General features: G+C 38.7%; 18 protein-coding genes. 5 read left to right on the top strand and 13 right to left on the bottom strand.

Features of this window, described 5'->3' with window-relative positions; genetic code table 11:
- Positions 1–338: 338 nt before the first annotated feature.
- Positions 339–1,343, top strand: coding sequence for a methionyl-tRNA formyltransferase (gene fmt / locus H6G79_RS16020; protein ID WP_190591757.1), 1,005 nt, complete (start codon positions 339–341; stop codon positions 1,341–1,343).
- Positions 1,344–1,363: 20 nt separating this feature from the next.
- On the opposite strand, the gene H6G79_RS16015 is transcribed toward fmt, so the two are convergent.
- The 4 genes from H6G79_RS16015 to H6G79_RS16000 all read right to left on the bottom strand — a co-directional run bounded on the left by H6G79_RS16015 (position 1,364) and on the right by H6G79_RS16000 (position 4,383).
- A complete protein-coding gene (locus tag H6G79_RS16015; protein WP_190591758.1) occupies positions 1,364–1,717 on the bottom strand; it encodes a DUF6464 family protein in 354 nt (117 codons plus the stop codon).
- A gap of 227 nt (positions 1,718–1,944) precedes the next feature.
- On the bottom strand, positions 1,945–2,541 hold the full coding sequence (locus H6G79_RS16010; RefSeq protein WP_190591759.1) for a hypothetical protein: 597 nt from the start codon (positions 2,539–2,541) through the stop codon (positions 1,945–1,947).
- Between the two features lie 43 nt (positions 2,542–2,584).
- Positions 2,585–3,610 carry a glucokinase gene (locus tag H6G79_RS16005; RefSeq protein ID WP_190591760.1) on the bottom strand — a complete coding sequence of 342 codons (1,026 nt, stop codon included), beginning with the start codon at positions 3,608–3,610 and terminating at the stop codon, positions 2,585–2,587.
- Positions 3,611–3,735: 125 nt separating this feature from the next.
- Complete coding sequence (locus H6G79_RS16000; RefSeq protein WP_190591761.1) at positions 3,736–4,383, bottom strand: histidine phosphatase family protein; 648 nt, start codon at positions 4,381–4,383, stop codon at positions 3,736–3,738.
- A 453-nt stretch (positions 4,384–4,836) separates the two neighbouring features.
- Here H6G79_RS16000 and cysC point away from each other — a divergent pair, with 453 nt between their 5' ends.
- Entirely contained in the window at positions 4,837–5,418 is a 582-nt protein-coding gene (gene cysC, locus H6G79_RS15995) for an adenylyl-sulfate kinase (RefSeq protein ID WP_190591762.1), read from the top strand.
- Between the two features lie 270 nt (positions 5,419–5,688).
- Here cysC and H6G79_RS15990 read toward each other — a convergent pair whose 3' ends face one another.
- The 4 genes from H6G79_RS15990 to H6G79_RS15975 all read right to left on the bottom strand — a co-directional run bounded on the left by H6G79_RS15990 (position 5,689) and on the right by H6G79_RS15975 (position 10,574).
- Positions 5,689–7,116, bottom strand: coding sequence for an AAA-like domain-containing protein (locus H6G79_RS15990; protein ID WP_396019805.1), 1,428 nt, complete (start codon positions 7,114–7,116; stop codon positions 5,689–5,691).
- 457 nt (positions 7,117–7,573) lie between these two features.
- Positions 7,574–7,978: a response regulator gene (locus H6G79_RS15985; RefSeq protein ID WP_190591763.1), complete on the bottom strand. Its 405-nt coding sequence runs from the start codon at positions 7,976–7,978 to the stop codon at positions 7,574–7,576.
- 226 nt (positions 7,979–8,204) lie between these two features.
- On the bottom strand, positions 8,205–8,576 hold the full coding sequence (locus H6G79_RS15980) for a response regulator (RefSeq protein WP_190591764.1): 372 nt from the start codon (positions 8,574–8,576) through the stop codon (positions 8,205–8,207).
- Positions 8,577–8,750: 174 nt separating this feature from the next.
- Positions 8,751–10,574: a response regulator gene (locus H6G79_RS15975; protein WP_190591765.1), complete on the bottom strand. Its 1,824-nt coding sequence runs from the start codon at positions 10,572–10,574 to the stop codon at positions 8,751–8,753.
- 774 nt (positions 10,575–11,348) lie between these two features.
- Here H6G79_RS15975 and H6G79_RS15970 point away from each other — a divergent pair.
- From H6G79_RS15970 to H6G79_RS15960, 3 genes are all read left to right on the top strand, one after another.
- Positions 11,349–11,837 carry a hypothetical protein gene (locus H6G79_RS15970; protein WP_190591766.1) on the top strand — a complete coding sequence of 163 codons (489 nt, stop codon included), beginning with the start codon at positions 11,349–11,351 and terminating at the stop codon, positions 11,835–11,837.
- Between the two features lie 70 nt (positions 11,838–11,907).
- Complete coding sequence (locus H6G79_RS15965) at positions 11,908–12,735, top strand: P pilus assembly protein, chaperone PapD (protein ID WP_242048402.1); 828 nt, start codon at positions 11,908–11,910, stop codon at positions 12,733–12,735.
- Positions 12,732–15,374: a carboxypeptidase-like regulatory domain-containing protein gene (locus H6G79_RS15960; protein WP_190591767.1), complete on the top strand. Its 2,643-nt coding sequence runs from the start codon at positions 12,732–12,734 to the stop codon at positions 15,372–15,374. Before H6G79_RS15965 ends, H6G79_RS15960 begins: the two co-directional genes overlap by 4 nt.
- A gap of 31 nt (positions 15,375–15,405) precedes the next feature.
- Here H6G79_RS15960 and H6G79_RS15955 read toward each other — a convergent pair whose 3' ends face one another.
- The 5 genes from H6G79_RS15955 to H6G79_RS15935 form a co-directional block, all read right to left on the bottom strand.
- Positions 15,406–16,500, bottom strand: a complete 1,095-nt coding sequence (locus tag H6G79_RS15955; RefSeq protein WP_190591768.1) for a response regulator — start codon at positions 16,498–16,500, stop codon at positions 15,406–15,408.
- 110 nt (positions 16,501–16,610) lie between these two features.
- The gene (locus H6G79_RS15950; protein WP_190591769.1) at positions 16,611–17,345 is read right to left on the bottom strand and encodes a response regulator transcription factor; all 735 of its coding nucleotides are present in this window, start codon (positions 17,343–17,345) and stop codon (positions 16,611–16,613) included.
- Between the two features lie 170 nt (positions 17,346–17,515).
- Entirely contained in the window at positions 17,516–20,716 is a 3,201-nt protein-coding gene (locus H6G79_RS15945; RefSeq protein WP_190591770.1) for a PAS domain S-box protein, read from the bottom strand.
- A gap of 120 nt (positions 20,717–20,836) precedes the next feature.
- Positions 20,837–21,244, bottom strand: a complete 408-nt coding sequence (locus H6G79_RS15940; RefSeq protein WP_190591771.1) for a hypothetical protein — start codon at positions 21,242–21,244, stop codon at positions 20,837–20,839.
- A gap of 27 nt (positions 21,245–21,271) precedes the next feature.
- Entirely contained in the window at positions 21,272–21,568 is a 297-nt protein-coding gene (locus H6G79_RS15935) for a hypothetical protein (protein WP_190591772.1), read from the bottom strand.
- Positions 21,569–22,256 lie beyond the last annotated feature (688 nt).

The following is a 22,256-nucleotide window of genomic DNA, read 5'->3' as shown; positions in this document are numbered from 1 at the left end:
AATCGAGTTAGTATCCACCCCTGGAAGTAAATTAATATCTAATCTCTAACAATTGCAAAAATGCCGCTAAACTTGTAACTGCATTTTGGCAAAAACTGAATCAACAGCTTTGTTTTGGCAACCCTCGCAAAGCTTGTGTATGGTCTCTAGGGGAATCAGCCGACTAATAAAGTGTCAAGCTGGTATCAATCTATCAACATATTGGGGTAAATTACTTTTAGTCTATCAATAAAACTCAATTTCGCCAACTTGTGTGTAGAAAATAGTGAGCAAGGAGGATAATAATAAATAACTAAGTAAATATTACCTATTGATGTTTAACTATTGATTATTGATTAATGAAAGTTGTATTTTTTGGTACTCCTGAATTCGCTATTCCTACTCTCGAAAAATTACTGAATCATCCAGAATTTGAAATTTTGGCAGTGGTGACTCAACCAGATAAACGTCGAGAACGGGGAAACAAACTGACTCCTTCACCTGTAAAAACCCTTGCTCTCCAGCATAATTTGTCAGTGTGGCAACCAGAGCGAGTCAAAAAAGATCGTGAAACTTTAGCTCAACTGCAACAAACAGAAGCAGATGCGTTTGTAGTGGTAGCTTATGGGCAGATTTTATCCAAAAAAATCTTGAATATGCCCAAATTAGGCTGTATTAATGTACATGGTTCAATTTTGCCGAAGTATCGCGGTGCGGCTCCGATTCAGTGGTGTCTCTTTAATGGTGAACCAGAAACAGGAATTACGACCATGTTAATGGATGCTGGGATGGATACAGGGGATATGCTGCTAAAAGCAACCACACCCATTGAATTGTTAGATAATGCTGACAATTTAGCTGTAAGATTAGCAACAATTGGTGGAGATTTGTTAATAGAAACGCTGTTAAAACTGAAGCACCAAGAAATTCAACCAATTCCGCAAAATAACGCAGAAGCTACCTACGCACCTTTGATTCAAAAGCAAGATTACCAGTTAGATTGGACAAAGAGTGCAATACAATTACACAATCAAATTCGGGGATTTTACCCTAATTGTTGGACAACTTTTCGGAACCAGACTCTGAAAATTACAGCTACCCTTCCCCTTGGTTCTGCTGACGCTGAAGAAATACCACCAGAATTAGCAACCATACGCCAAAAACTACCTGATTTATCCAATATATCTGGCATTCCTGGAGAAATAGTCAGCATTACCAAGGGAATAGGTGCGATCGCCCAAACTGGAGCAGGTTTATTATTATTACGGGAAGTTCAGTTAGCGGGTAAACGTCCCCAGTCGGGATGGGATTTTGTTAATGGTGCGCGGTTGACAGTGGGAGAAATTCTGAAGTCTGAAGTGTGAAGTCTGAAATTTTTCATACTTCATACTTGTTCATAGTAGCGACAGTCTTGGCAAGGGCCTTGGGGGTTGACTGCACAGCGAACAATTTCAGAATGAGCATTATAAACACAAGTAGCGTCACCAACCACCCAGCGTCCATTTAGTAAACTTTTTTCTGCTGGTCTTTGAGCAGATTGGACGTAGATTGCTATATTGTGCAGTCGATAACGCCCAGATTTAAATTGATATCTATGGCGACGCTCTAGAACAGCGTAGGTTTTACCTTGAAAATCAAGATAGTTTCCTGGTTGGGGTGTCCAGTCAAGTTGCAATTTACCGAGGGACTGACGCGGGTGCGTCAGTATCACCTCGGTTGGTAAAGAGTCTGGCTCCATAGGTTTATGTGATGTGATTTACATTATAAAAATAGTATCGCAGGAGCCTACTTTTGCTGATCTGACCTCGACTATAATTAACGATCGCCTTCATAGTGATCCACTTTAGGATGCGATCGCTCTAGCGTGGTAGTGTCAAGTTTAAGAATCCAAAAAATTATCTGTAAAGGCTGGGAGTGGCGAGTAGGGAGGGGTATTTCCCTCCTGCCTCCTTAATACTTGTCTCGCTATTTCAAAACAACTTGGAAAGAATTCAAATACCCGGTAATAGTTTTGTTGAGGGTTTGTTGTTGCTTTTTCGTAGTAATAGCCATGACTTGATACAACCTACCTTCGGCAACATACATCCGACTGCGAGTAATTTTACCGCCGGGATTAATAAACTCAATTTCTTTGCCGGGATGACCATTAGAACTGCGAATATTACGCTGACGAATCAAATTACTTTTTGTCGTTTTTAGCACCATAACTTGTGCTTGGTCTAATATGGTCTGCGGATTGGTCAATGTGCCGTAACTGTGGGGGAAATCATTATAAACAACTACATAAGCAACTTGCTGTTTTGGTGGTTGAGCAAAAAATATATTTAAGTCAATTTCCCCTATCTGGGTTTTTTGAGTTTGGGTTTCTTTGTTTGGTGTTCCCGGCATTAACACGGTAAAACGTCCATCAGGCGCACGGAATAATTTCCATTTTGGTTGGACTGGTTGCGCGGCGGTTTCTGGCTTCTTAACTGCCGTTTGGGGTTGACGTGCTTCTACAACAAAACAGCTACCACAAACCAGTGTGGCAGCTATCAAAGGTAATAATTTAGGGAATGTCATAGTTTTAGCTTTACTGATGCAGATATCACTGATGATGATAGTGTTATAACCTAGCTGCACACAAAGCCGCACCTATTAATCCTACTTGGGGGTTGAGAATAATATATACTGGTACTTCTTCTAAAAGAGAACGCATTCTGCCTTTTTGAGTGAAGTTCAATAAAAAACTACCATTTTGAATTAATGGCAGAATTTTTGGTGCAATTCCCCCAGCAATGTACAAGCCACCGTAGGGTAAAAGTTTCAAGGCGAGGTTGCCGGCTTCTGCACCGTAAGCATCAACAAATAATTGTAATGTTTGTTCCGAGAGGCGATCGCTTTTTTGAACTGCGGCTTTACCAATCACGGCACCGGGATCAACACTTTTTTCTGGCTGTCCGGCTTCCTGTTCCCAGGTTCTCACAGCTTGGGCAATTTCTGGCGATTCTGTAGCATGTTTGCGGTCACGCAAAAATTGGTAGATAGCAACAATACCTAAACCAGAAACCACCCGTTCTACCGAAACACGCTGAATATCATGTTTATCCAGCAAATATTTCAGCAATTGAAATTCTAACTCGTTGCGGGGGGCAAAGTCGGTGTGACCACCTTCGGAGGGAAAAACTTGATAATGATTTCCCTGCTTGATTAAAAAGCCTTGTCCTAATCCTGTACCGGCACCAATTACAGCGATGGGTGCTTCTGGTTTTGGTTTACCTGGTTGTAAAGTCAGTAAATCTGGGGAACTTAACCCAAAAATGCCATAGCCAACAGCCGCAAAGTCATTAATCAAGGAAATTGCCGCGATACCTAATTCTTGTTGCAGACGTTCGGTATCTAAAAACCAAGCTAGGTTAGTAAGTTTAGCAGTGTTGTTGACCACTGGCCCGGCGATCGCAAAACAAGCCTTTTGGGGAGTGGCTGTATTTGCTTTGAGTAAAAATTGCTGTACCATCGGCACTAAATCAGGAAAATCCCCACTGCGATAACTGTCCTCATAAACTGTCTGCAATTCTGATGAATTTGAGGTTTCCACCAATCGCAAAATAGTTTTTGTGCCGCCGATATCTCCTGCTAGTAACAAAGTCATAAATAATTACTTAGTAGTTTAGTTATTGTTTTTGTAGAATTAATTCCCGTCTGAAAATAGATTCAGACTTCATCTTTCATCTTCCTTACGGCTCATAACCCCAGTCTTCTCTCCTGTTACGGAATTTACGCAAATCGAACCACTTCTTCGACTTGAGTTAAATGAGAAGTATCCCCCTTGAGTTCTAATAACCATTCTGGGCCTTGAAGTACAACCTTGACTAAAGAACATAAAGAAGCTTTAACTTCGGTTTTGGCAACTTCTCCCACTAACCCCATTGCTGCGCCTAACACAGAAGCACCATGCGCTACCAATAAAATCTGTTCGGGAAAACATTCTGTGGCTAAACATCTGGCTGTTTGTCCAGAACGTGCGCGTACTTGTTCGTGAGTTTCGGGATATTTAGCGGCGATGCGTGGTGTGTAGCTATGGTCAATCCTGGGAAATAATTCTTTTAAGGCAAGAGTAGAAAGTCTTTCTGGTTCTTCTGTCATCCATTCAGGATTTAACCATTCACTCAAACCTGTTTCTAATTTGATAGATAAATCCAAGGCTTCGGCTACTGCATTAGCTGTTTGCACCGTTCGCAAAAAGGGAGAAGCAAAAATATGGGTGATTTTCTCACTTTTCAAGCGTTGAGCTAATTGTTTTGCCTGCACGAAACCATCATCAGATAAAGGCGGATCGTAACGTCGTTCGGCGGTGAGGAACCAATCAGGATTTACAAAGTCGAGGCGGTTGGCGTGTCTTGCTATCCAGACTATTTGACTCATGGGTGTTTTCAGGCCAGTAAAGTTTACACCTAGAAAAAATTAAGGTGCTAAAAGATGGTTGCAAACCCAATATTATGACAAATCTTGTAATGTTTTGTAATAATTAAATGTTTTCACAGGTATAAACTCAGATAATCAATTTTCTAAATATTTAGGACTTACGCAAAAAAACGAAAAAATAAGGTTTTAGTAAAGGGTGCGGGGGTATGAGGGTATAAGAGTGTAAGTATTCAAAACTCTTACACTCCATACTTTTTCACCCCCACACCCAATCCCCATAGACAATTGTGGTGCGTAAGTCCTGAGATTCTGGACTGCGATCAACAAACACTCCCTAGAAATATAAGTATAAAATCTGTAATATATGATACTTAAATCCAGTCTTCCTGATCTATCCACCTACATCAGATTTACATTTAGTCACAGTTATTAAAGATTTATTGTAGAGGTAAGATGGTAGAGAAACAGCGTGGTATCACAATCTGGTTAACTGGTTTGAGTGGTGCTGGTAAAACCACTATCTGTCAGTTTTTGGAAACAGAACTGCGATCGCAAGACTATAAACTGGAAGTACTCGATGGTGACGTAATTCGTCAAAACTTAAGCAAAGGTTTAACCTTCAGCAAAGAGGATCGAGACGAAAATATTCGGCGGATTGGTTTTGTTGCACACTTGCTAACGAGAAATAATGTGATTGTGATTGTTGCGGCTATCTCGCCATATCGAGCAGTTCGAGAAGAAGTCAAAGCCAAAATTGGAGATTTTATTGAAGTATATGTCAACGCTCCATTAGAAGTTTGCGAACAGCGTGATATTAAAGGTTTGTATAAAAAAGCCAGAGCCGGGGAAATCAAAAACTTTACTGGTATTGATGATATCTACGAAGTACCTCTGACACCCGATGTTGAATGTAAAACCAATCAAGAAACAATTGCTCAAAGCGCCAGTAAAATTTTAAATAAATTAGAAGAATTAAGATATATCCAACCTTTCACATCACCCCAATTACAAAATCATCATTTACCTGTAGGATAAAAATTATGAATTTATGGATCTTCTCTAGTATTAGTTGATAAATCAGTTGGGATTTTGCTTGAAGAGACCATTTATAAAGTAAATATGAGAAATTCTAGTTTTACTTTATAAATCATCTCTAAGTTATTTGAACAATAGAGAAGTTATGTAGGACTCATATTTGATTTGGGAAAAAAATCAGTACACTCAGATCAGGCTTCTTTCCTACTCCCGACTCCCCATTCCCTATTCCCGACCTACACAAATAAATTCAGAAATCAAACCGGATTCCTATACCATTGTTGTATGTAGCTGTTTTTGAAAATAATTACGGTAAAGTTCGCAACGCGGTAGAATGCGATCGCCATCAAAACAAATCAATCCTAGACTTTCCAGTTTATAAGCATCAATAGGGTCAACAGACATGCTTGCCTGTGAGCCAACTAGCTCAGTATATTTTTTAACCAAATTGGGATTACCTTGTAATTTAATCCAGTGTCGCCAGAGGTGATGGCGATAGATCCCTCCGTTGGCGATCGCTTCTGTGATCAAATCTTGTAAAGTAGTAATACCAGAAGCTAGATGATATAAAGCTAGTTGAATTAAAGCTGGATGACCACCAACTAAAGACATCAATTGAGTAGATTCTTGACCAGGACTCCAGTCTAACTCATATCTTCTGGCTAAATCTTCCACCTGGGTTTGAGTAAATTCACTCAGACGTATAGGTAAGCCAATATTAAATGGAGAACGATTAATATCTAGAGAAACATATTGTTCTGTAGAATATACCACTACTAATCTCAGTTTTTGCCAAGTTTGATTTTGACGTGCTTCCTCACACCAAGAACGCAACAAAGCAAAAAATTCTTGAGCTATGTGGGGATAATCAAAAAACCGATCCACATCACTCAATACCAATACTATGGGGTTATCACTTTGTTGCAGAATATACTTTTGTAAGTAGAAACTACAGCTTAATTTATAACCAACCTCTTCATCCCATTCATCATCCAAGTTAGGCTCAATTTCTAATTGTTGGGCAATTTCCCAGCAAAGACAACGTAAAAGCTTATTTAAATCAGTCAAACAATGGTTATCTATTTGATGACAATTAACATTAACAGTCCGATATTTTTTGAGATTTGCAAAAGCTAAAAGACGTAATACTAAAGAACTTTTACCCATCTGTCTCGGAGCGCGAATCCGAATCAAACAACCTGGGCGAGTAATTTCTCGACAAACTATTTCTTCTATTGGTGGACGTTCAATATATAAGGGAGAATCTAAAGCTACAGGGCCATTGGGATATAACCAATACTGTTCTTGGTGATGAGAAAATTGAGCAAAATTATCTGTTTGCAAGGATGAATATTTTGATAGAAAACTGAATATTCCTGTTTCTTCTGCGTCATTTAAAATAGTGTAATCTTCTTTTTGTAGTTTTAAATTAAATGCACTAAAGCATAATTTGAGAGTCTTTTGATCTACACCTTTACTCAAAGACCATAATCGGCTTAAAGTTTTTGTAGAAATATTTACCTGTCTACTCAGTTCCTCTAGAGTTAAACGATATCCCTGATTTTTAAGAATTTCCCAAGATATAATTGCTTCTTGTAAACGTTGTATACCTGTGGAAGTGAGAACAACACCTCTCCTTCTCTTAGTTTTATGTTGCTGTAAATTCATGGTTTTTGGAGCAAAATTTTTGGCGTACATAAAATCTAATGGATAAATTGTGATGGTTTATCTATGCCGAGAATTAGAGGGAAACTAGTATGTATTTTGCTCTACTTGCTTTAAGTGTCAAGAGTTATAGGAATCCGGTTTGATTTCTGAATTTATTTGTGTAGGTCGGGAATAGGGAATGGGGAGTCGGGAGTAGGAAAGAAGCCTGATCTGAGTGTACTGATTTTTTTCCCAAATCAAAGATGAGTCCTATATTTAGCAAAGTAATTGTGATTTAGTTCACAGTATCTGATACCAATTTTATGTAAATCTGCACAGTATTTTACCCCTCCCTAACCCTCCCCTTATAAAGGGGAGGGAACTAGATTGTCTTATTTCCCCCCTTGGAAAGGGGGGAATAAGGGGGGTAATTGATTTTTATATGCGTCTTCATATTAAATTGGTATGAGATGGCAAAACATGATATTGTTTGTGGCTTATTTATTATTTAAAGAACAGATTCACATTCAGGTTGTACACTCCAGCCTAAAGCGCAAATAATTTGCTCAGGTAAAGTTAAGGGGTTAAAAGGTTTAGCAATTGCTTTCACCACACCAAGTTGCTGGAGTTGTTGTGAGGTAAACCAATCAGCAATTACACTCAAAAAAATTATTGGAATTAATTTAGTTGAATGTCTTTCGTGAAATCTATGCAAAAATGTCGTAACGTCCATACCGGGCATAACAACATCCAGCAGGATAGCATCAGGAGATTCTACCTCTAGGTGTTGAAGGGCGGCTTGGGCGGAAGCGGCAGTTATAACTTTCCATCCCACCAAATCGTGTAAACAAATTTGTACCAGTTCTCGAATAGTCGGTTCATCATCAATTAACAATATTGTCTTGATGGTCATGTAAAAAACGCTGGATAAATAGTGATGAACTCAGCTTAAATCAAGAAAATAAGAAACTGATAAGGGTGTTCAATGATCATTTGTTATTGGTCATGATTATCTACCTCCAGGGGTGTGGGAAGGGTGGGAGGATGGTGAAGAAATCTTTCCCCCCACACTCCCCACACTCCCCACACTCCCCATACGTGAGAAATTCGTTATCTACTCCCAACTCCCCTAATTAGGCTTACCAAGCAAGGATTTGAGCTATTTGTTCACAAATCAGAACGGGGTTAAATGGTTTATTGATGATGCCTTCTATATCTAATTGAGCAAAACGCTTGTAGTCGTCTGGTAAGACTTTGGCGGTGAGTAGAATTATTGGAATTGTTTGGGTTTTAGGGTTGGCTTTGATTTGCTCGTAAAATTGAAACCCATCCATATCAGGCATAGACACATCTAGGAGAATAGCATCTAAAATCTGCTCTTGGACTTGTAAAAGTCCTTCATGACCTGATTGGGCGGGTATTGTTTCCCAGCCACCTAAATCTTCTAAGCATGTGCAGGCTAAATCTCGAAGTGATTCTTCATCATCGATGACAAGAATGCGTTTGCTCATGGTTCTGTTAATGCTACTGACAAAATTGTGGAAGTGCGATCGCTTGGGTAGTAAGGTAATTAATACAGCAGATTCGATGTTGATGAATGATTGAAAAAAGTAACGAGTAAAAAATTTACTTATTACTCATTACTCATTACTTAATACTCAGAGTACTGTATGAGTGTGGTCTTATTAAGTCAAGAGTTGTTGCTGTACACGATAGCGATCAATTCGGCTCATAACACGATGGATTAAATCTGTCCCCACTACAGGCTTACCAATAAAATCATCGGCTCCTGCTGCTAATACTTGTTGAACAGATTTCATATCTTTATGGGCAGTTACTACTAAAATTGGTAAATTTCTCCAATGAGGATCTTGTCTCACCACCCGACACAAGTCTACACCACTATATGTCGGCATTTCTAAATCAATCATTAATAAATCAGGTTGAGTTTCAACCAGTGTTTCCCAAAATTTTTGCGGATTTTGCAATGTCTTGACTTGTAATCCCCAAGATAGCAGTATGTTGCTCAATATCTCCAGCATCATCGGATCATCGTCTAAAATCATCACCTTAGCTGGATGAGCCGGAGTTTTGGGTAAAACTTGGGTGATTACTTGAAAAACTTCCCTAGTGTTGGGGTTAGAGAGAAATCCTTGGACACCAGCACGAGCCACCGCAACTCGCTGCGTTAAATTTTCCTGCTCGGCGATGACAAAAATTGGGATTTTAGGAAACTGTTGTTTGAGTTGATTCAGCAGTTGTAAACTCTTTGGCATTGATGCTTGCTCATTTAAATAAAGCAAAATCACCTTGGGCAGTTGTGAAACTTGATGTTGAATACTCTCCCAATTCATCGCTACTTCTATCTGCATTCCCCAATTCACAGCTTCCGTTTTGAGTTGGTGATTAAAAGATTGATCATTGATAGCCAGCACGAGAGGAAGTTGGATATTGACAAATTGCTCAAGGGTGCTGGATGTGGGTGGCTGAGTGAGTGTTTCTTGGATTTGAGTAATTAATTGCGATAGTTTCACTGCATCCTGTGAGGTGAGATTTTTATCCTGAATCAGTAAATGTTCAATAGACTGAGCTAACTTTGAGCCTGTGCTGTAACCAAACGAGCCTAATGTTCCGGCTAGTTTATGTGCTTCTTGACTGGTTTGCTGTCGTAGTTTAGATGATAGTTGTCCTTGCTGTAAGGCTTGTGCAGCTTGTTCTAGCAAACTTACTCGTTGGTGAAATGTATCTTTGTAGCGTTCTAGAGTTTTCTTAATAGAAGCGATCGCAGTTTGCCGTTTTGCTGTTACTGTGGTGTCTGTCTGCTGAGTTTGTGGCACAGTCTTCAGCCGATAACCCAAACCATAAACTGTCTCTAATAATTCCGCAGACATTCCTGCTGTTTTCAGCTTGTGTCGCAAGTCTTTAATCAAATTAGTCACAGCGCCTTCACTAGGTGACGTATCGATTGACCAAAGACGGTCAATAATTTCACTGCGACTAAATACGCGCTGTGGATGACGCAAAAACAGCCCTAGCAAACTATATTCCTTGGGACTTAAAGATATAACTTTATCTTGGTATGTCACTTCTGCTGAGACGGTATTAATGCAGAGATTTTCCCAACGCAGCAGACTTGGTGTTAGTTCTGTCTGTCCACGCCGCAGCAATGCTCGTATCCTGGCTAATAATTCTGAAATATCGTAAGGTTTTGTGACGTAATCATCTGCACCTGCATCCAATCCTGTAACCACATCATGACTGTGGTCTTTCGCCGTGAGCAACAGAATCGGCTTCTGCACCCCCTGAGCGCGGAGTTGACGACAAAGATTAATTCCATCGAGTTTGGGTATCAGCAAATCTAACAATATCAAGTCAAAATTAGACAAGCTTGCTAAAGCCAATCCATTTTGACCATCGGTTGCTAATTCAACTGTATAATACTCCGCCTTGAGAACATCACTCAGTACGGATGCAGTTGGTAAATCATCTTCTACCAGCAGAATTTTCACAACTTCTACGATTTCCTAACCAATGAGCCACCCTACTCAGCACAGCCAAAAAAATCTTAATTTCTGAAAATTAAGCTCATAAGGCGAAATCGCCTCAGATGGTTTTAGCTATGACTTTATTTAGCAGACACTTTTTAAGATACATCTGTTTGCTTGATAGAGCAAGCATAAATTATGCCTGATCGCCAGTGGGACTTACGCAAAAACTTTGTCTATTAAGAATGGGTGTAAAGATAAGTAGTTAGTGCTGCAACTACGGATACCTTTAAAAGTATACAGACAAATATACGCAAGTTGATCTGCAAAGCATCTGGGATACTGCCTGTAGCATTTTTGCTTTAACCTGCTGACTCTGCGGATTGAATAATCAGGCTTTACTCAACAAAACTTTATACTCCCTTGTCTCCTTATCCCCCTACATACATACATAAACCCTGATAGGAAAGTTAAGGATTCAGAACAAACACTTACTTCTGTACTGGAAGTTTTGTCGTAGTTTTACTTGGATAGCATCTATTGAGATTTTGGTAATTTTTCGCTTCTTCATAGTTGATGAAATTGTTAAATTAACAATATCGAAAGCAACAAAATTGAAGAAGAAACACCTAAATAACTTCTAATATTGTTTGCTTTTCAAATCACTGAGTGTCAGTAATTGGTTTGATGTTTGGTTGAGCATTTCAGCTAATTAATATTAGCTAAATGCCAGCCTTTGGAACATTAAATTCTTTGATAAATCAATTCCATTAACTTATTGAATAGGGGGGATTTACTATGGTTCGTCGTTTTTTAGTTACTGCTACTTTATTGGTTACAGGTACTTTATTGGCTGCTCCCAGAGCCTTTGCTGAAACTCAAAATGTTTCTGCAAGCGGTACTATTGCTCCAACTTGTGTTTTTGGAAGTGCTACCGCAGGTACTTTAGGAGTTGCAGGTGCTAACTCAACTTCTATTAGTACAGCCAATGGTAGTACTGGTTCAACCAGTGTTACTTGTAACTATGCTGCCAAATTGAGTATCTCTGCACCAACTCAAAGTGGTAGTGATACTGTTGCTTTAGGTAGTGCCACAAAGACTAGTACATTAACAGCAACTAGTACATCTTTAAATTCAAGTAACACCACGACAAATGCTGGTACTCCTGTGACTTTAGCGACTGGTGAAGCCACAAATATTTCAATTGGGATGAATGTCAGTAATGGTTCGACTATTATTCCAGCCAGTACATACAATTACACTGTTACTTTAACAGTTGCACCATAAGTAATTCTGAACTTGATGTAGGGGGGTTAACGGCTCCTAAAAACTTTTTTAGGAGCTTTAATTTTTGAAAATGATTACCAAAAATTTATTTATTAAATCAACTTTAAAACTAGCAAGTTGGAGTTTACTAGTAACTTTGTTAGCGAATATTCCTGCACATTCACAAGTCAATCTTTCACCAATGATTGTTGAGTTGCAGGCTAATCGTGGTCAAGCCCAAGCTAGTATTAATGTTAGTAATACAAGTGATCAGCCCTTTCGCGCTCGTGTCTATGCTCAACCTTTTACCTATGACCGCGTGACGGGATTTACAACTTTAACTTCTAGTCCCAATGACCTGAATCCATATCTGCAATTCTCACCGCGAGAGTTAGTCATCCCTCCAGGAGTCACCAGAAAAGTGCGTTTGATAACTCGCTTTCCGCCTAATTTCCCTGAAGGAGAATATCGGGCGGTAATTTTTACTGAAAAATTGGACGAGGTGAAAGATAACAGTGGTAATAAAGTTAATATTGCCACAAGAATAGGCGCAACCATTTATGTCCACCAAGGCAATTTATCTCCCAATTTAGTAGTTGATAGTGCCGTTTGGAATCCAGAACAGCAGCAAATTCAATTATTAATTAAAAATTCCGGTAAAGTCTCTGCTAAAACAACAGTTAAATGGACTTTACAGCAAGATAACAAGGTAATTAAACAAGGTAGGGCAGAGTCTAATTATATTATTGCTGAAAGCGATCGCTACATTCCCATCAATTATCTCCAGCCAGGAAAAACAGCTTTAGCATCTGGTCAATATCAGCTAACAGGTGAATTGCTCTGGGGTGATAAACAACAAAATCAGCAGAAATTCAATGTCAATTTCATAATTCCTGTGCATACCGTTTCTGGTAAATGAATCAATTTCCCTGGGTGCTAGTATTTTTTACTTTTTCTCTACTACCAATCACTTCTTGTCAAGTATTTGCGGCAGATTCTCACTCAAATTTATTCCGCCAAAACACACAATCCTCTGCACCACAAATCGGGGTACCAGAGGAATTTTCTATTTTTCCCGTAGGAATCAATGTCGGTAAACAAAATGTACTTCCCAGTGTATTTGTCCGTGGTCAAGAAAACGGCACAGCAGCCGTTAACTTAGAACACTGGTTGATTTCCTATGATGCGGTGATTCAAGCTCTCAAATTATCTGTGACATCTTTAGGCGATGGTCAGATAGAAGTGCGTTCTCCTGGGTTCGTAATTCGCCTTGACTCCCAGCAATTAATTCATGATCCAGAATTAGGTGTAGTATTTTCGATTCAACAATTACAAACTTTGTTTGGGGTAACAGCAGAGTTTGATATTAATGATTATGCCATTATCTTAAATCCGTCTTGGTTAAACCAAACAGTATCTTCTGTTGAGCAAAAAAATGTAATTCCTCTGCAATTAGCTGGATTACCAACTGTTAAAGCTCCTCAACAAACTATTACAGCCATTGAGCAAAGAGTTAATACCAGTGGTTCAGGTACTTCAACGCCTACTTTTGTAGGAGAAACTATAGCTGTTGGTAGTATTTTTAATGGTAGTTTCTTTCTGCGTGGGCAGCAAAAAGACTTAACAGACTCCCAGACTTGGAATTTAGCAGAAGCTCAATATTTAAGAGAAACAGATAACGCTGATTATATTGTTGGTTCTCAGCCAACTTTTTGGCGTAGTCACAGCAGCAAACAATATTGGGGTTTGACTACGATTCAAAGACAGGGATTCAAAGCATTAATCCCCCAAGAAGGTGGTAGTTTTAGCCCCACTCAACGTTTACAAGCTGAAAAAATTAGCCACACAATTGTTGGTGAAGCTGCACCGGGAACATTAGTTAGGTTAATGCAAGGTTTAGGCGATCGCCCAATCGCCGAAATTTTAGTAGATTCTGCGGGGATATACCGCTTTGAAAATTTAACTAGTGGACAATTATCAGCAGGTAACTATCGTGTCTTTCTGTATCCCGAAGGAAGACTAACAGCACAACCAGAAATTCGCGCTGCAACTTTCTCCAATATTCCCGGACAAATTCCCCCAGGTGCATCAGCAACAATTGTTTCCGGTGGCTGGCGACGAAAATTATCTGGCGAACCAAGTCAAAATTTTTTTGGAGATTTGCAGGAATTTCAAGGGGGAATCGCCCGTAGGTGGGGTGTGTCAGAAAATTTAACATTAGGCGCTGGCTTGATCTACGATCAAAATCTTCAAGCATTAGGAGAAATATTTTTTCGACCAGATAATTTTCCTCTAGAAGTGGCGGCTTCTGTGCTTTCAGGCAATCAAGATGGTAAGTGGGATCTTGATGCGAATGCGCGTTTCTTTCCCACTCAGAATTTAACTGTCAAATTGAATACTGATAAATTTTCCAGCCGATTGAATTTGGATTGGCGCTTTTCGCCTCATTTAACTTTGTTGGGTAACTATGACAGTCGTCATGGTTGGGAAACTGGTGTGCAGACATCATTTAGTTTTGGAGAATGGTTTTCTTTAGGTCGTTTGAGCTTGGATGCAGAAAACCATTGCCATTGGAGCCTTGATCAACGTTTAGGGTTATTATCTTTGAGTCATCAAGGTAATGAAATTGCTACCAGATCCCAACTAAATTACAACTTATCTGGTGATACGGTTTTACAAAGTGGACATTCTCTCAGACTGGGTTATGAAACACGCAACTTAAATCACTTTGATAACTTAGCAACTTTAGCTTGGCGTTATCGTACACCAGAACGAACTGCTGATGGTAGAAATCTTTGGGATGTGGAATTGGGATATGGTATTGGTTCTCGTCATTCAGGGTTAATCGTCACTTTGCAAACTGCGGTGATTCCGGGGCTATTAGTGCGAGGAAGATATGAAGGCGGTTCCATTAGTTCTGATCAAACTTCTTACAGTTTAGAGATTGTCTCTAGTCTGAATTTTCATAACGGGATATTTCCTGGCGATCGCCAATCAGATCGATTGCGTTCTGTGGGAGGATTATTGATCCAACCATTTTTTGACAAAAATAATAACAACAAACGCGATCGCGGTGAACCAATATATACAGAAAACTCTGATTTACTCTTCATCCTGAATAATTTACCCATCAAATCATTTCGTCCAGATGTTCAAAAAAAACGCATTATAGTCTCGTTAGTACCTGGAACTTATCGTCTGGACATTGATCCTTCAGGATTCCCGATAGATTGGGAAACCGCAGTTGATAGCTATGCAGTTGAAGTCATTGCTGGTAGTTATACTCCTGTGCTTGTACCTTTTCACCTCTGCTATAGTCTCTCTGGAATAGTTACAGATGAATCAGGTACTCCCATTGCAGGTGCGCGTGTCGAAGCAATTGCGCCCCAAACACAACAACGCCGTTTTTCTGTAACTAATGATGCTGGCGTTTACTATTTAGAGCGGTTGCCCCAAGGTACTTATCACATCAAAATTAATGAGCAAGTAGCAAAACCCGATAAATTAATTTTGAATGAATCTTCTCAACACTTCCAAGAATTAAACCTCAAACAGTAGGAGCAGATATTTCTCTGTTCCTACTAACAAGTCATAAACAAGGTAAAGTAACACTAATCTTAGTGCCTTGACCAGGAGTACTATGAATGAAAAATTCACCTTGATACAATTTCACGATATGCTGCACAATCGCTAATCCTAAACCAGAACCTTGTTGTTCATATAACTTGCGATTAAATTGAATTAATGCCCCAATTTTTTCGATTTCTTCAGATGTCATACCTTGACCATGATCAATGACATCTAATTGATATTTATCACCATTTACCTGGCTCAAGACTTGCACTTCATTACTGGGGAGCGAAAATTTCAAAGCATTATCTATTAGTTCTTCAACCAGAATATGCAATTTTTCTTGCGGTAATTTTAGCAGAGATTCGGTTAATCCTAACTTTAAATCTTTTTCTCTACTTGCTGCTTTCACTTTCTGAAAGCAAATCTCACTAATTACTGTTTTACTCAAGCAGTTATCTAATTCTTCTTGAATTTGTCGCACCTTTTCTGGGTTTCTGGCGACTAGTTCCAAATTACTATAGAGTAAAAACCTTTGTGCTAGTCTATGCAACCGATTAGCTGATGTGTAAATCGATTCGACAATTTCAATTTCTTCAGATTCATCAATCATATCTGAATGCTCAATTAACAATTGAGTCATCCCAATAATGCCATTTAAAGGCGTATTAATTTCATGGGGTAATGAGTGGATAATATTCATCCGTAACTCATCTAGCTTGGCTTGCGATTGGCGATCAACCATAGCTTTTTTGTTCAGCCGGACGGCAATTGCATTCAGCAGTTCTTCGGGAGTAAAGGGCTTAGTTAAATAGTCATCAGCACCAAAATCCATTCCTACACGAAAATCTGAACGTTCTGCTTTTGCCGTCACAAATATTAAAGGGATATTAATCGTTGCTTCATTTTGACGCAGCGCCGACAGCACACTATAGCCATCTAACTCAGGCATCATAATGTCGCAGATAATTAAATCGGGTAATTGTGTCTGAGCAATTTCTAATCCTATTTTGCCATTGGGTGCTGCCAAGGTTTCAAAGTTGGAAAATTGTAAAATTTCCAGAATATTTTCTCGAACTTGGGGTTCGTCTTCTATAATCAAAATTGTGTTCATCTAAAGAATTTAAAAAGATAAATTATTGTTTTTGGGAATAGAATGACAACCCTGATAGCCTTAAAAATATATAGGTATTGGAATCAATAATCTCAGGCATCAAATACAATTTATTTACTGTGATGAAGTAAATTAAACTTTTGCAAAATTTTGGCATTTTCTGGAGTTAATAATGCTTGTAAATTTTTCATTTCATTTAAAAGCATTATTTCCCGGTCATACTCTTCTTGTAAAATCTTCAAGTAGCGATCGCGGTCATTATCTGATTGCACCTGCTTGAGCATATGCACCGCCATATTAATATTAGAAAGCGGATTACTTAAATCTTGCAACAGCTTTTCTAAAACATCATTCCGCATATCAGCCAACTGCTTAGTTTCTTCTAACTTTTGCTGGCTAACTTGAATTTCTTGTTTGAGTTTGATATTTTGTTGACGTTCTTTTTCATACTTTTGTTTCATCAAGGTAGGTTTTACTACCCGTGCTAATCTCATCTCAATTGCCTTCAACAGTTCTTCTGGTGAAAAAGGTTTTGTGATGTAATCATCTGCTCCTAATTCCATGCCATAACGTAAATCACTACGCTCAACTTTTGCTGTCAGCAAAATTACCGGGATAGAATCAGTTTCCGGGTCTTCACGTAAGGCTTTAAGTACGCCATAACCATCTAAATCAGGCATCATAATGTCACAACATATCAAATCTGGTTTGTCTGATTTAGCTAGGCTTAATCCATCGATGCCATTATTCGCACTAATAGTCTGAAAATCCGATAAACCTAAAATCTGCTGAATGTTCGAGCAGATTTGAACTTCATCTTCAATCACTAATATTTTTTTGGTCATTAATTTTATTAAAAAATTATCTCAAAAGTTTCCCCATATTCATCCACGCACAAGAAAGTCTACGCGTAATTTTTCTAAGTTAAGCGTTTAGCAAACTTAGGCTGATTTCTACATAGATTCTCTATATTTATATTTCCCAAAAATCCGTGATGAATAACATCAAATAAAATTTAATTTACTGATTTAACCACCAAGGGTAATTCCACTCTAAATGTTGTCCCAAAGCCGACTTGACTGGCGATGGTAATTCTGCCTTGATGTAGGTCTACACACTTATGAACGATTGCCAAACCCAATCCTGTACCGGGGACATTCCCCACATTACTAGCTCGGAAAAATGGCTCAAACAAGTTTTGATGTTCTTCGGGAGAAATGCCAATACCTTCATCTTGAATGAGAAAAACAGCATTTTGATTTTGAATTAATAAATCAATTTGAATACGACTGTTATTTGGTGAGTATTTGACTGCGTTAGAAAGCAAGTTGCTTAAGATTTGTCGCAGGAGTTTTTTATCCATATAAGCCATGACTGACTCACCATCTAGCTGGCTATTTTGAGGCGGATGACAAAAAACTAAATGATGTTCAGGAGAACTCAGTTGAATTTCTTCGACTAAGGTATGACAGAAATTGACTAAATCAAGATAATTTGGCTCAAAAGCTAATTTACCTGCTTCAGCTTTATTAATTAGCAAAATATCATCTAAAAGTTGAGTAGTGTGCTGTACATAGGTTTGAATGCACTGGAGATGTTTTTGTTTTTGTTGTTCCTCCAGTTTATGGCTGAAGCTTTTTAAAATACCAGCCGAAGAAGCAATGACAGCTAAAGGAGTGCGGAACTCATGGGAGGTCATGGAAATAAACCGAGATTTTAACTCGCTGAGTTCTTTTTCTTTGGCTAATGCTTTGCAAATATCTGCTTCTGCTTTTTTGCGATCGCTAATATCCCGACAGACACAAATTAAATCACCTTGTTCGGAAATAGTTAAGGATACTTCCTCAGCAAAATAACTACCATCTTTACGTTTGGCGATCGTCTCCCCTCGCCAATGTTTCTGCTGCATTAAAGTGGGAAAAATTTCGTTTTCAAAACGTTGAACTTCTTGTGGCTCGTAAATTTCTGACCAACTCTTACCAATCAGTTCTTCTGGATTAGTATAGCCAAACATCTCAACATGAGCTTGATTCAGATAAGTGTAGACATTACCACTTAAAATTGCAATTCCATCTATAGCTGCTTCAACTGCGGCAAATTGACGTTTTAAATCTTCTTCGGCTTGTTTTTGATTCCGAATATCTTTCACTATTCCCACCGAATAAAGTGGTTTACCAACCACATCTCGAATTAGAGAAACTGTGAGATTAATCCAAATCGGATGACCATTTTTATGTAAACACCGCTTTTCTATGGAAAATGTTTCTATTTCTCCTGAAATTAATTTTGCTAAGTTTTTTTGATGATGGGCAATATCATCTGCATAAGTCAAATCTTTAAAGGTTTTATTCATCAGTTCTACTTGGCTATAACCCAACAGTTCACATAATTTTTGATTGACCTTGAGTAACTGCCCATCTAAAGTTTCTAGTTTAATTCCTACAGCAGCTTGATTAAAAATAGCTCTGAGTTCAGCTTCACTTTCTTGTAATGCTAAAGTGCGCTGCTCAACCCTAGCTTCTAAATCTCGATTCAGTTGTTGCAGTGCTTCTTGCGCTCGTTGTAAAGCAATTTCTGTTTGCTTGCGATCTGTAATATCGTTGGTAATAATTACTGCACCTGTAACTTGTTGGTTGTGCCAAATGGGGCCAATCTGAGAGTGACAATATTGCAAATTTGTTTGCCTGTCTAAAGCACGAGTTTCGTAGCTGACAACTTCTCCTTGGGCAAAAACCTTCTCTAAAGCAGAACGTTGAATTTCCGAGTCTTCTGGTAATACATAGTCATCAATACTTGTACCTACAACTTCCTCCCAGGATAGATGAGGTGTAGTTTGGTTAATAAAAGAAATTTTCCCTTCAGCATTAACAACTCGTACCATGCTAGGTGTACTTTTCAAGACAGAGCGCAACATGGCTTCTGATTCTGCTAAGGCAATTTCTGCTTGCTTGCGTTCTGTAATGTCAATTCCCACAGCCACCGCCGCCGTGTTTTGTTGATATTTTTGCGCTATGACTAAGTATTTACGTGTGAACCCGTTGATTTGGGTATCGACAACACTAGAATCAGCTACATCTTGTCGATGTAGAAAGTCGTGCATAAACTCTGTAAATTGGGGGCTATTTTGCAGAAAACCCAATTCTTGTCCCACAAAATTATCGGCTGTTAAGTTGAAACTTTCCGCCAAATGACGATTCACCCCTAAATAATAGCCATCCGTACTTACCCAAGATACAAACCCTGGTACTGCATCTAAGACTGTTTGTAATTGTTCTTTGGCTTGTTGCAGTTCTTCTTGGGCTTGGCGACTTTCGGTGATGTCTATCCCTGTACAGACGATATAGTGAATTTGGTCATCATTATTGAGTAAAACTTTATTTGACCAGGAAATTAAGCGGCGATCGCCATCCTGATTAATTAAAATAGCTTCATAACGTTGGGGAAACTCTCTGGTTGCCAAATTTTGAAAGAGATTTTTCAGACATTCTGTGATGTCTGGTAACATCAGCACATTCCAAACAGATTTTCCTTGAGCCGCTTCAAATGCGTAACCTGTAGCTTGTTCGCAAGTCTGATTAAAGCGGACAATTCTTCCTTGACTATCTAAGACAACTACTAAAGCATCTGTCAGATTAAAAATTGTCGAAATAAAATTACGCTCTAAACGCAACTCAGCCTCAATGCGTTGGCGTTCGGCAAGCTTGACTCGCGCATAATTATATAGTCCAGCTTGTTGAATAGTAACTGCCAGTAGACTCGTAGGTGTCACTAATCCAATCAATTCCTCTTGCTCCCCGATAATTGGTAGATGACAAATCCGATGTTTTCTCAGTAAATTTAACGCTGTAAAAACATCTTTAAAATCTTCTATCTTCAGCGTTACTAACTCTGTTGTCATCACTTCAGCAACACTGATACCTTCTAGATTCTTTCTTTCGGCTGCCATTTTAATTAAGTCTCGCTGGGTGAGAATCCCGACTAACTGCGAGTCATCAACCACTAAAACACAACTAGCAACTTGAGATGCAATATTATTAATATCTTTAGTGAAGTTGTTTGATGCAGAATTATTTTTGCTAGGCGCATCCCGAAAATTAGCTTGTGCTTCATTTATGAGCGCAATCACATCCAGAAGCCGCATCTTGGGATGAACCGTTAGCGGCTGACGGACGATAGTCTGGTGTATATTATCGGGGCTGTGATAGTTGAGAAGCATTATATAGATGTCTGGAACAAGATAGATGATGAGATGTCAGGTATCATTAATATTTTTGCTTACAAAAATTTAATACACCTCAGTATTTTCTATGATCAGAATTAATCTTAAACTTGCCAGTCAAGGATGGTAATATATCGACCTTTTTGCAGGGAATAAAGTTGTGGGAATTGATGGCACTACTTCTATCATACAAAGTGTTCCCATCAAGGCTGTAATAATTCTTAAACCAGACTTGGTAACTATTACTTGATTTAGTTGCTGATAAATTGGGTAATTGAGACGTTTTTTAGATTTTTTATCCTTACCAACCCTGATTGTTAGAGAAAAATGCTGCTTTGGTAAAGGAATAGAGAATTTGATATCCACAGCCGCACAATTACTAAATTTTTGTTGAAATGCTTGTTGAATTGCTATTAATTGTATTTCCGTAAACGTTGCTGCTGTTTGCGGCGGAATACTAGCTAAAAACTGTTTTAGAAAAGCATGATGTTTGTGCGTAGTACTTGTTAAGCTATGGCAATACATATCTCTATGAAGGATTGTGACGGAGGATTAAAACATTAAGTTATGTTCATGATCCCAACATTTATTATCCTGCCAACTTCTGCCAGTATGTCTACAGTCAGACTCATTATTAATCCAAGGAATAGATGTCGGATGAGCCGTAGGTAATGAAAGGGCAGAAGTAATTGCAGGAATAACAGAAGAGAGGATCATCAAGCTAGAAGTTGATAAAATGATGCAGGAACTTACAAAAAACACGATGTTAATAGGATTAGCAAAAGTTTGGGTGTTTTTTGCTGTGTGTAGTGCTTGATGAGAATGACTTGGGATACCTGCGAAAGACATAATTCTACACTCCTTTGGTGATTGTAGCTAAATCTACTTTTCTCAAAGAAACTAACGACAATTACAGAAAATCTATTCTTATGTCTAGCTATTAGCTAGGAGGAGAAAGAATTGAGAATTGGGAGTTAGTGCCAATTGAGAATTAAAAAACCTCAAGGTAGATGCAGAATTGATTTGAGTTTTTGAATTTAGATAACTGAAAATTCAAAAGCCTCTGGCAATGACATTAGGAAGTGACTAGCTTCTTTGTCTTTACCATAACTTTATTATTCAAGTTTTTGAGCAAAAAAGAATCGAGGAAAAACAGGAAATTTGTTACTGATGAATTTGAGAGAATTTACTTGTGTATAAATTTGGGATGAGGGCGAGAATACGGAGGTGCTTGACTGGATAATCTGAGGATTTACGCAAAAAAACGAAAAATAAGGTTTTGGAACAGGGTGTGGGGGGTGTGGGAGGTGTGGGGGGTGTGGGGAGAGAGGGGAGTTTGGGAAGTGTGGGGGGTTTGGGGAGTTTGGGGGGTTTGGGGAGTTTGGGGGAAAGATTTCTTCACCATCCTCCCACACCTCCCACCCCTGACAGGTGTAGGTTTTTTACAATTAGGAGGAGTTAAAGCAGAAGAAATCGTCAACAGGAGTAGAAGGAAAAGAACTCCAGCGATGAAGATGAATCGGAAGGTGATTGAGAA

The organism is Anabaena sp. FACHB-83 (assembly GCF_014697485.1).
Classification (GTDB): Bacteria; Cyanobacteriota; Cyanobacteriia; order Cyanobacteriales; family Nostocaceae; genus Nostoc_B.
This window is presented reverse-complemented; position numbering and strand designations above follow the sequence as displayed.

What these genes read in the sequence shown, in the direction of transcription:
- fmt (WP_190591757.1), top strand. Translation starts at nt 339, where the DNA reads ATGAAAGTTGTATTTTTTGGTACTCCTGAATTCGCTATTCCTACTCTC.
- H6G79_RS16015 (WP_190591758.1), bottom strand. Translation starts at nt 1,717, where the DNA reads ATGGAGCCAGACTCTTTACCAACCGAGGTGATACTGACGCACCCGCGT.
- H6G79_RS16010 (WP_190591759.1), bottom strand. Translation starts at nt 2,541, where the DNA reads ATGACATTCCCTAAATTATTACCTTTGATAGCTGCCACACTGGTTTGT.
- H6G79_RS16005 (WP_190591760.1), bottom strand. Translation starts at nt 3,610, where the DNA reads ATGACTTTGTTACTAGCAGGAGATATCGGCGGCACAAAAACTATTTTG.
- H6G79_RS16000 (WP_190591761.1), bottom strand. Translation starts at nt 4,383, where the DNA reads ATGAGTCAAATAGTCTGGATAGCAAGACACGCCAACCGCCTCGACTTT.
- cysC (WP_190591762.1), top strand. Translation starts at nt 4,837, where the DNA reads ATGGTAGAGAAACAGCGTGGTATCACAATCTGGTTAACTGGTTTGAGT.
- H6G79_RS15990 (WP_396019805.1), bottom strand. Translation starts at nt 7,116, where the DNA reads ATGTACGCCAAAAATTTTGCTCCAAAAACCATGAATTTACAGCAACAT.
- H6G79_RS15985 (WP_190591763.1), bottom strand. Translation starts at nt 7,978, where the DNA reads ATGACCATCAAGACAATATTGTTAATTGATGATGAACCGACTATTCGA.
- H6G79_RS15980 (WP_190591764.1), bottom strand. Translation starts at nt 8,576, where the DNA reads ATGAGCAAACGCATTCTTGTCATCGATGATGAAGAATCACTTCGAGAT.
- H6G79_RS15970 (WP_190591766.1), top strand. Translation starts at nt 11,349, where the DNA reads ATGGTTCGTCGTTTTTTAGTTACTGCTACTTTATTGGTTACAGGTACT.
- H6G79_RS15965 (WP_242048402.1), top strand. Translation starts at nt 11,908, where the DNA reads ATGATTACCAAAAATTTATTTATTAAATCAACTTTAAAACTAGCAAGT.
- H6G79_RS15960 (WP_190591767.1), top strand. Translation starts at nt 12,732, where the DNA reads ATGAATCAATTTCCCTGGGTGCTAGTATTTTTTACTTTTTCTCTACTA.
- H6G79_RS15955 (WP_190591768.1), bottom strand. Translation starts at nt 16,500, where the DNA reads ATGAACACAATTTTGATTATAGAAGACGAACCCCAAGTTCGAGAAAAT.
- H6G79_RS15950 (WP_190591769.1), bottom strand. Translation starts at nt 17,345, where the DNA reads ATGACCAAAAAAATATTAGTGATTGAAGATGAAGTTCAAATCTGCTCG.
- H6G79_RS15945 (WP_190591770.1), bottom strand. Translation starts at nt 20,716, where the DNA reads ATGCTTCTCAACTATCACAGCCCCGATAATATACACCAGACTATCGTC.
- H6G79_RS15940 (WP_190591771.1), bottom strand. Translation starts at nt 21,244, where the DNA reads ATGTATTGCCATAGCTTAACAAGTACTACGCACAAACATCATGCTTTT.
- H6G79_RS15935 (WP_190591772.1), bottom strand. Translation starts at nt 21,568, where the DNA reads ATGTCTTTCGCAGGTATCCCAAGTCATTCTCATCAAGCACTACACACA.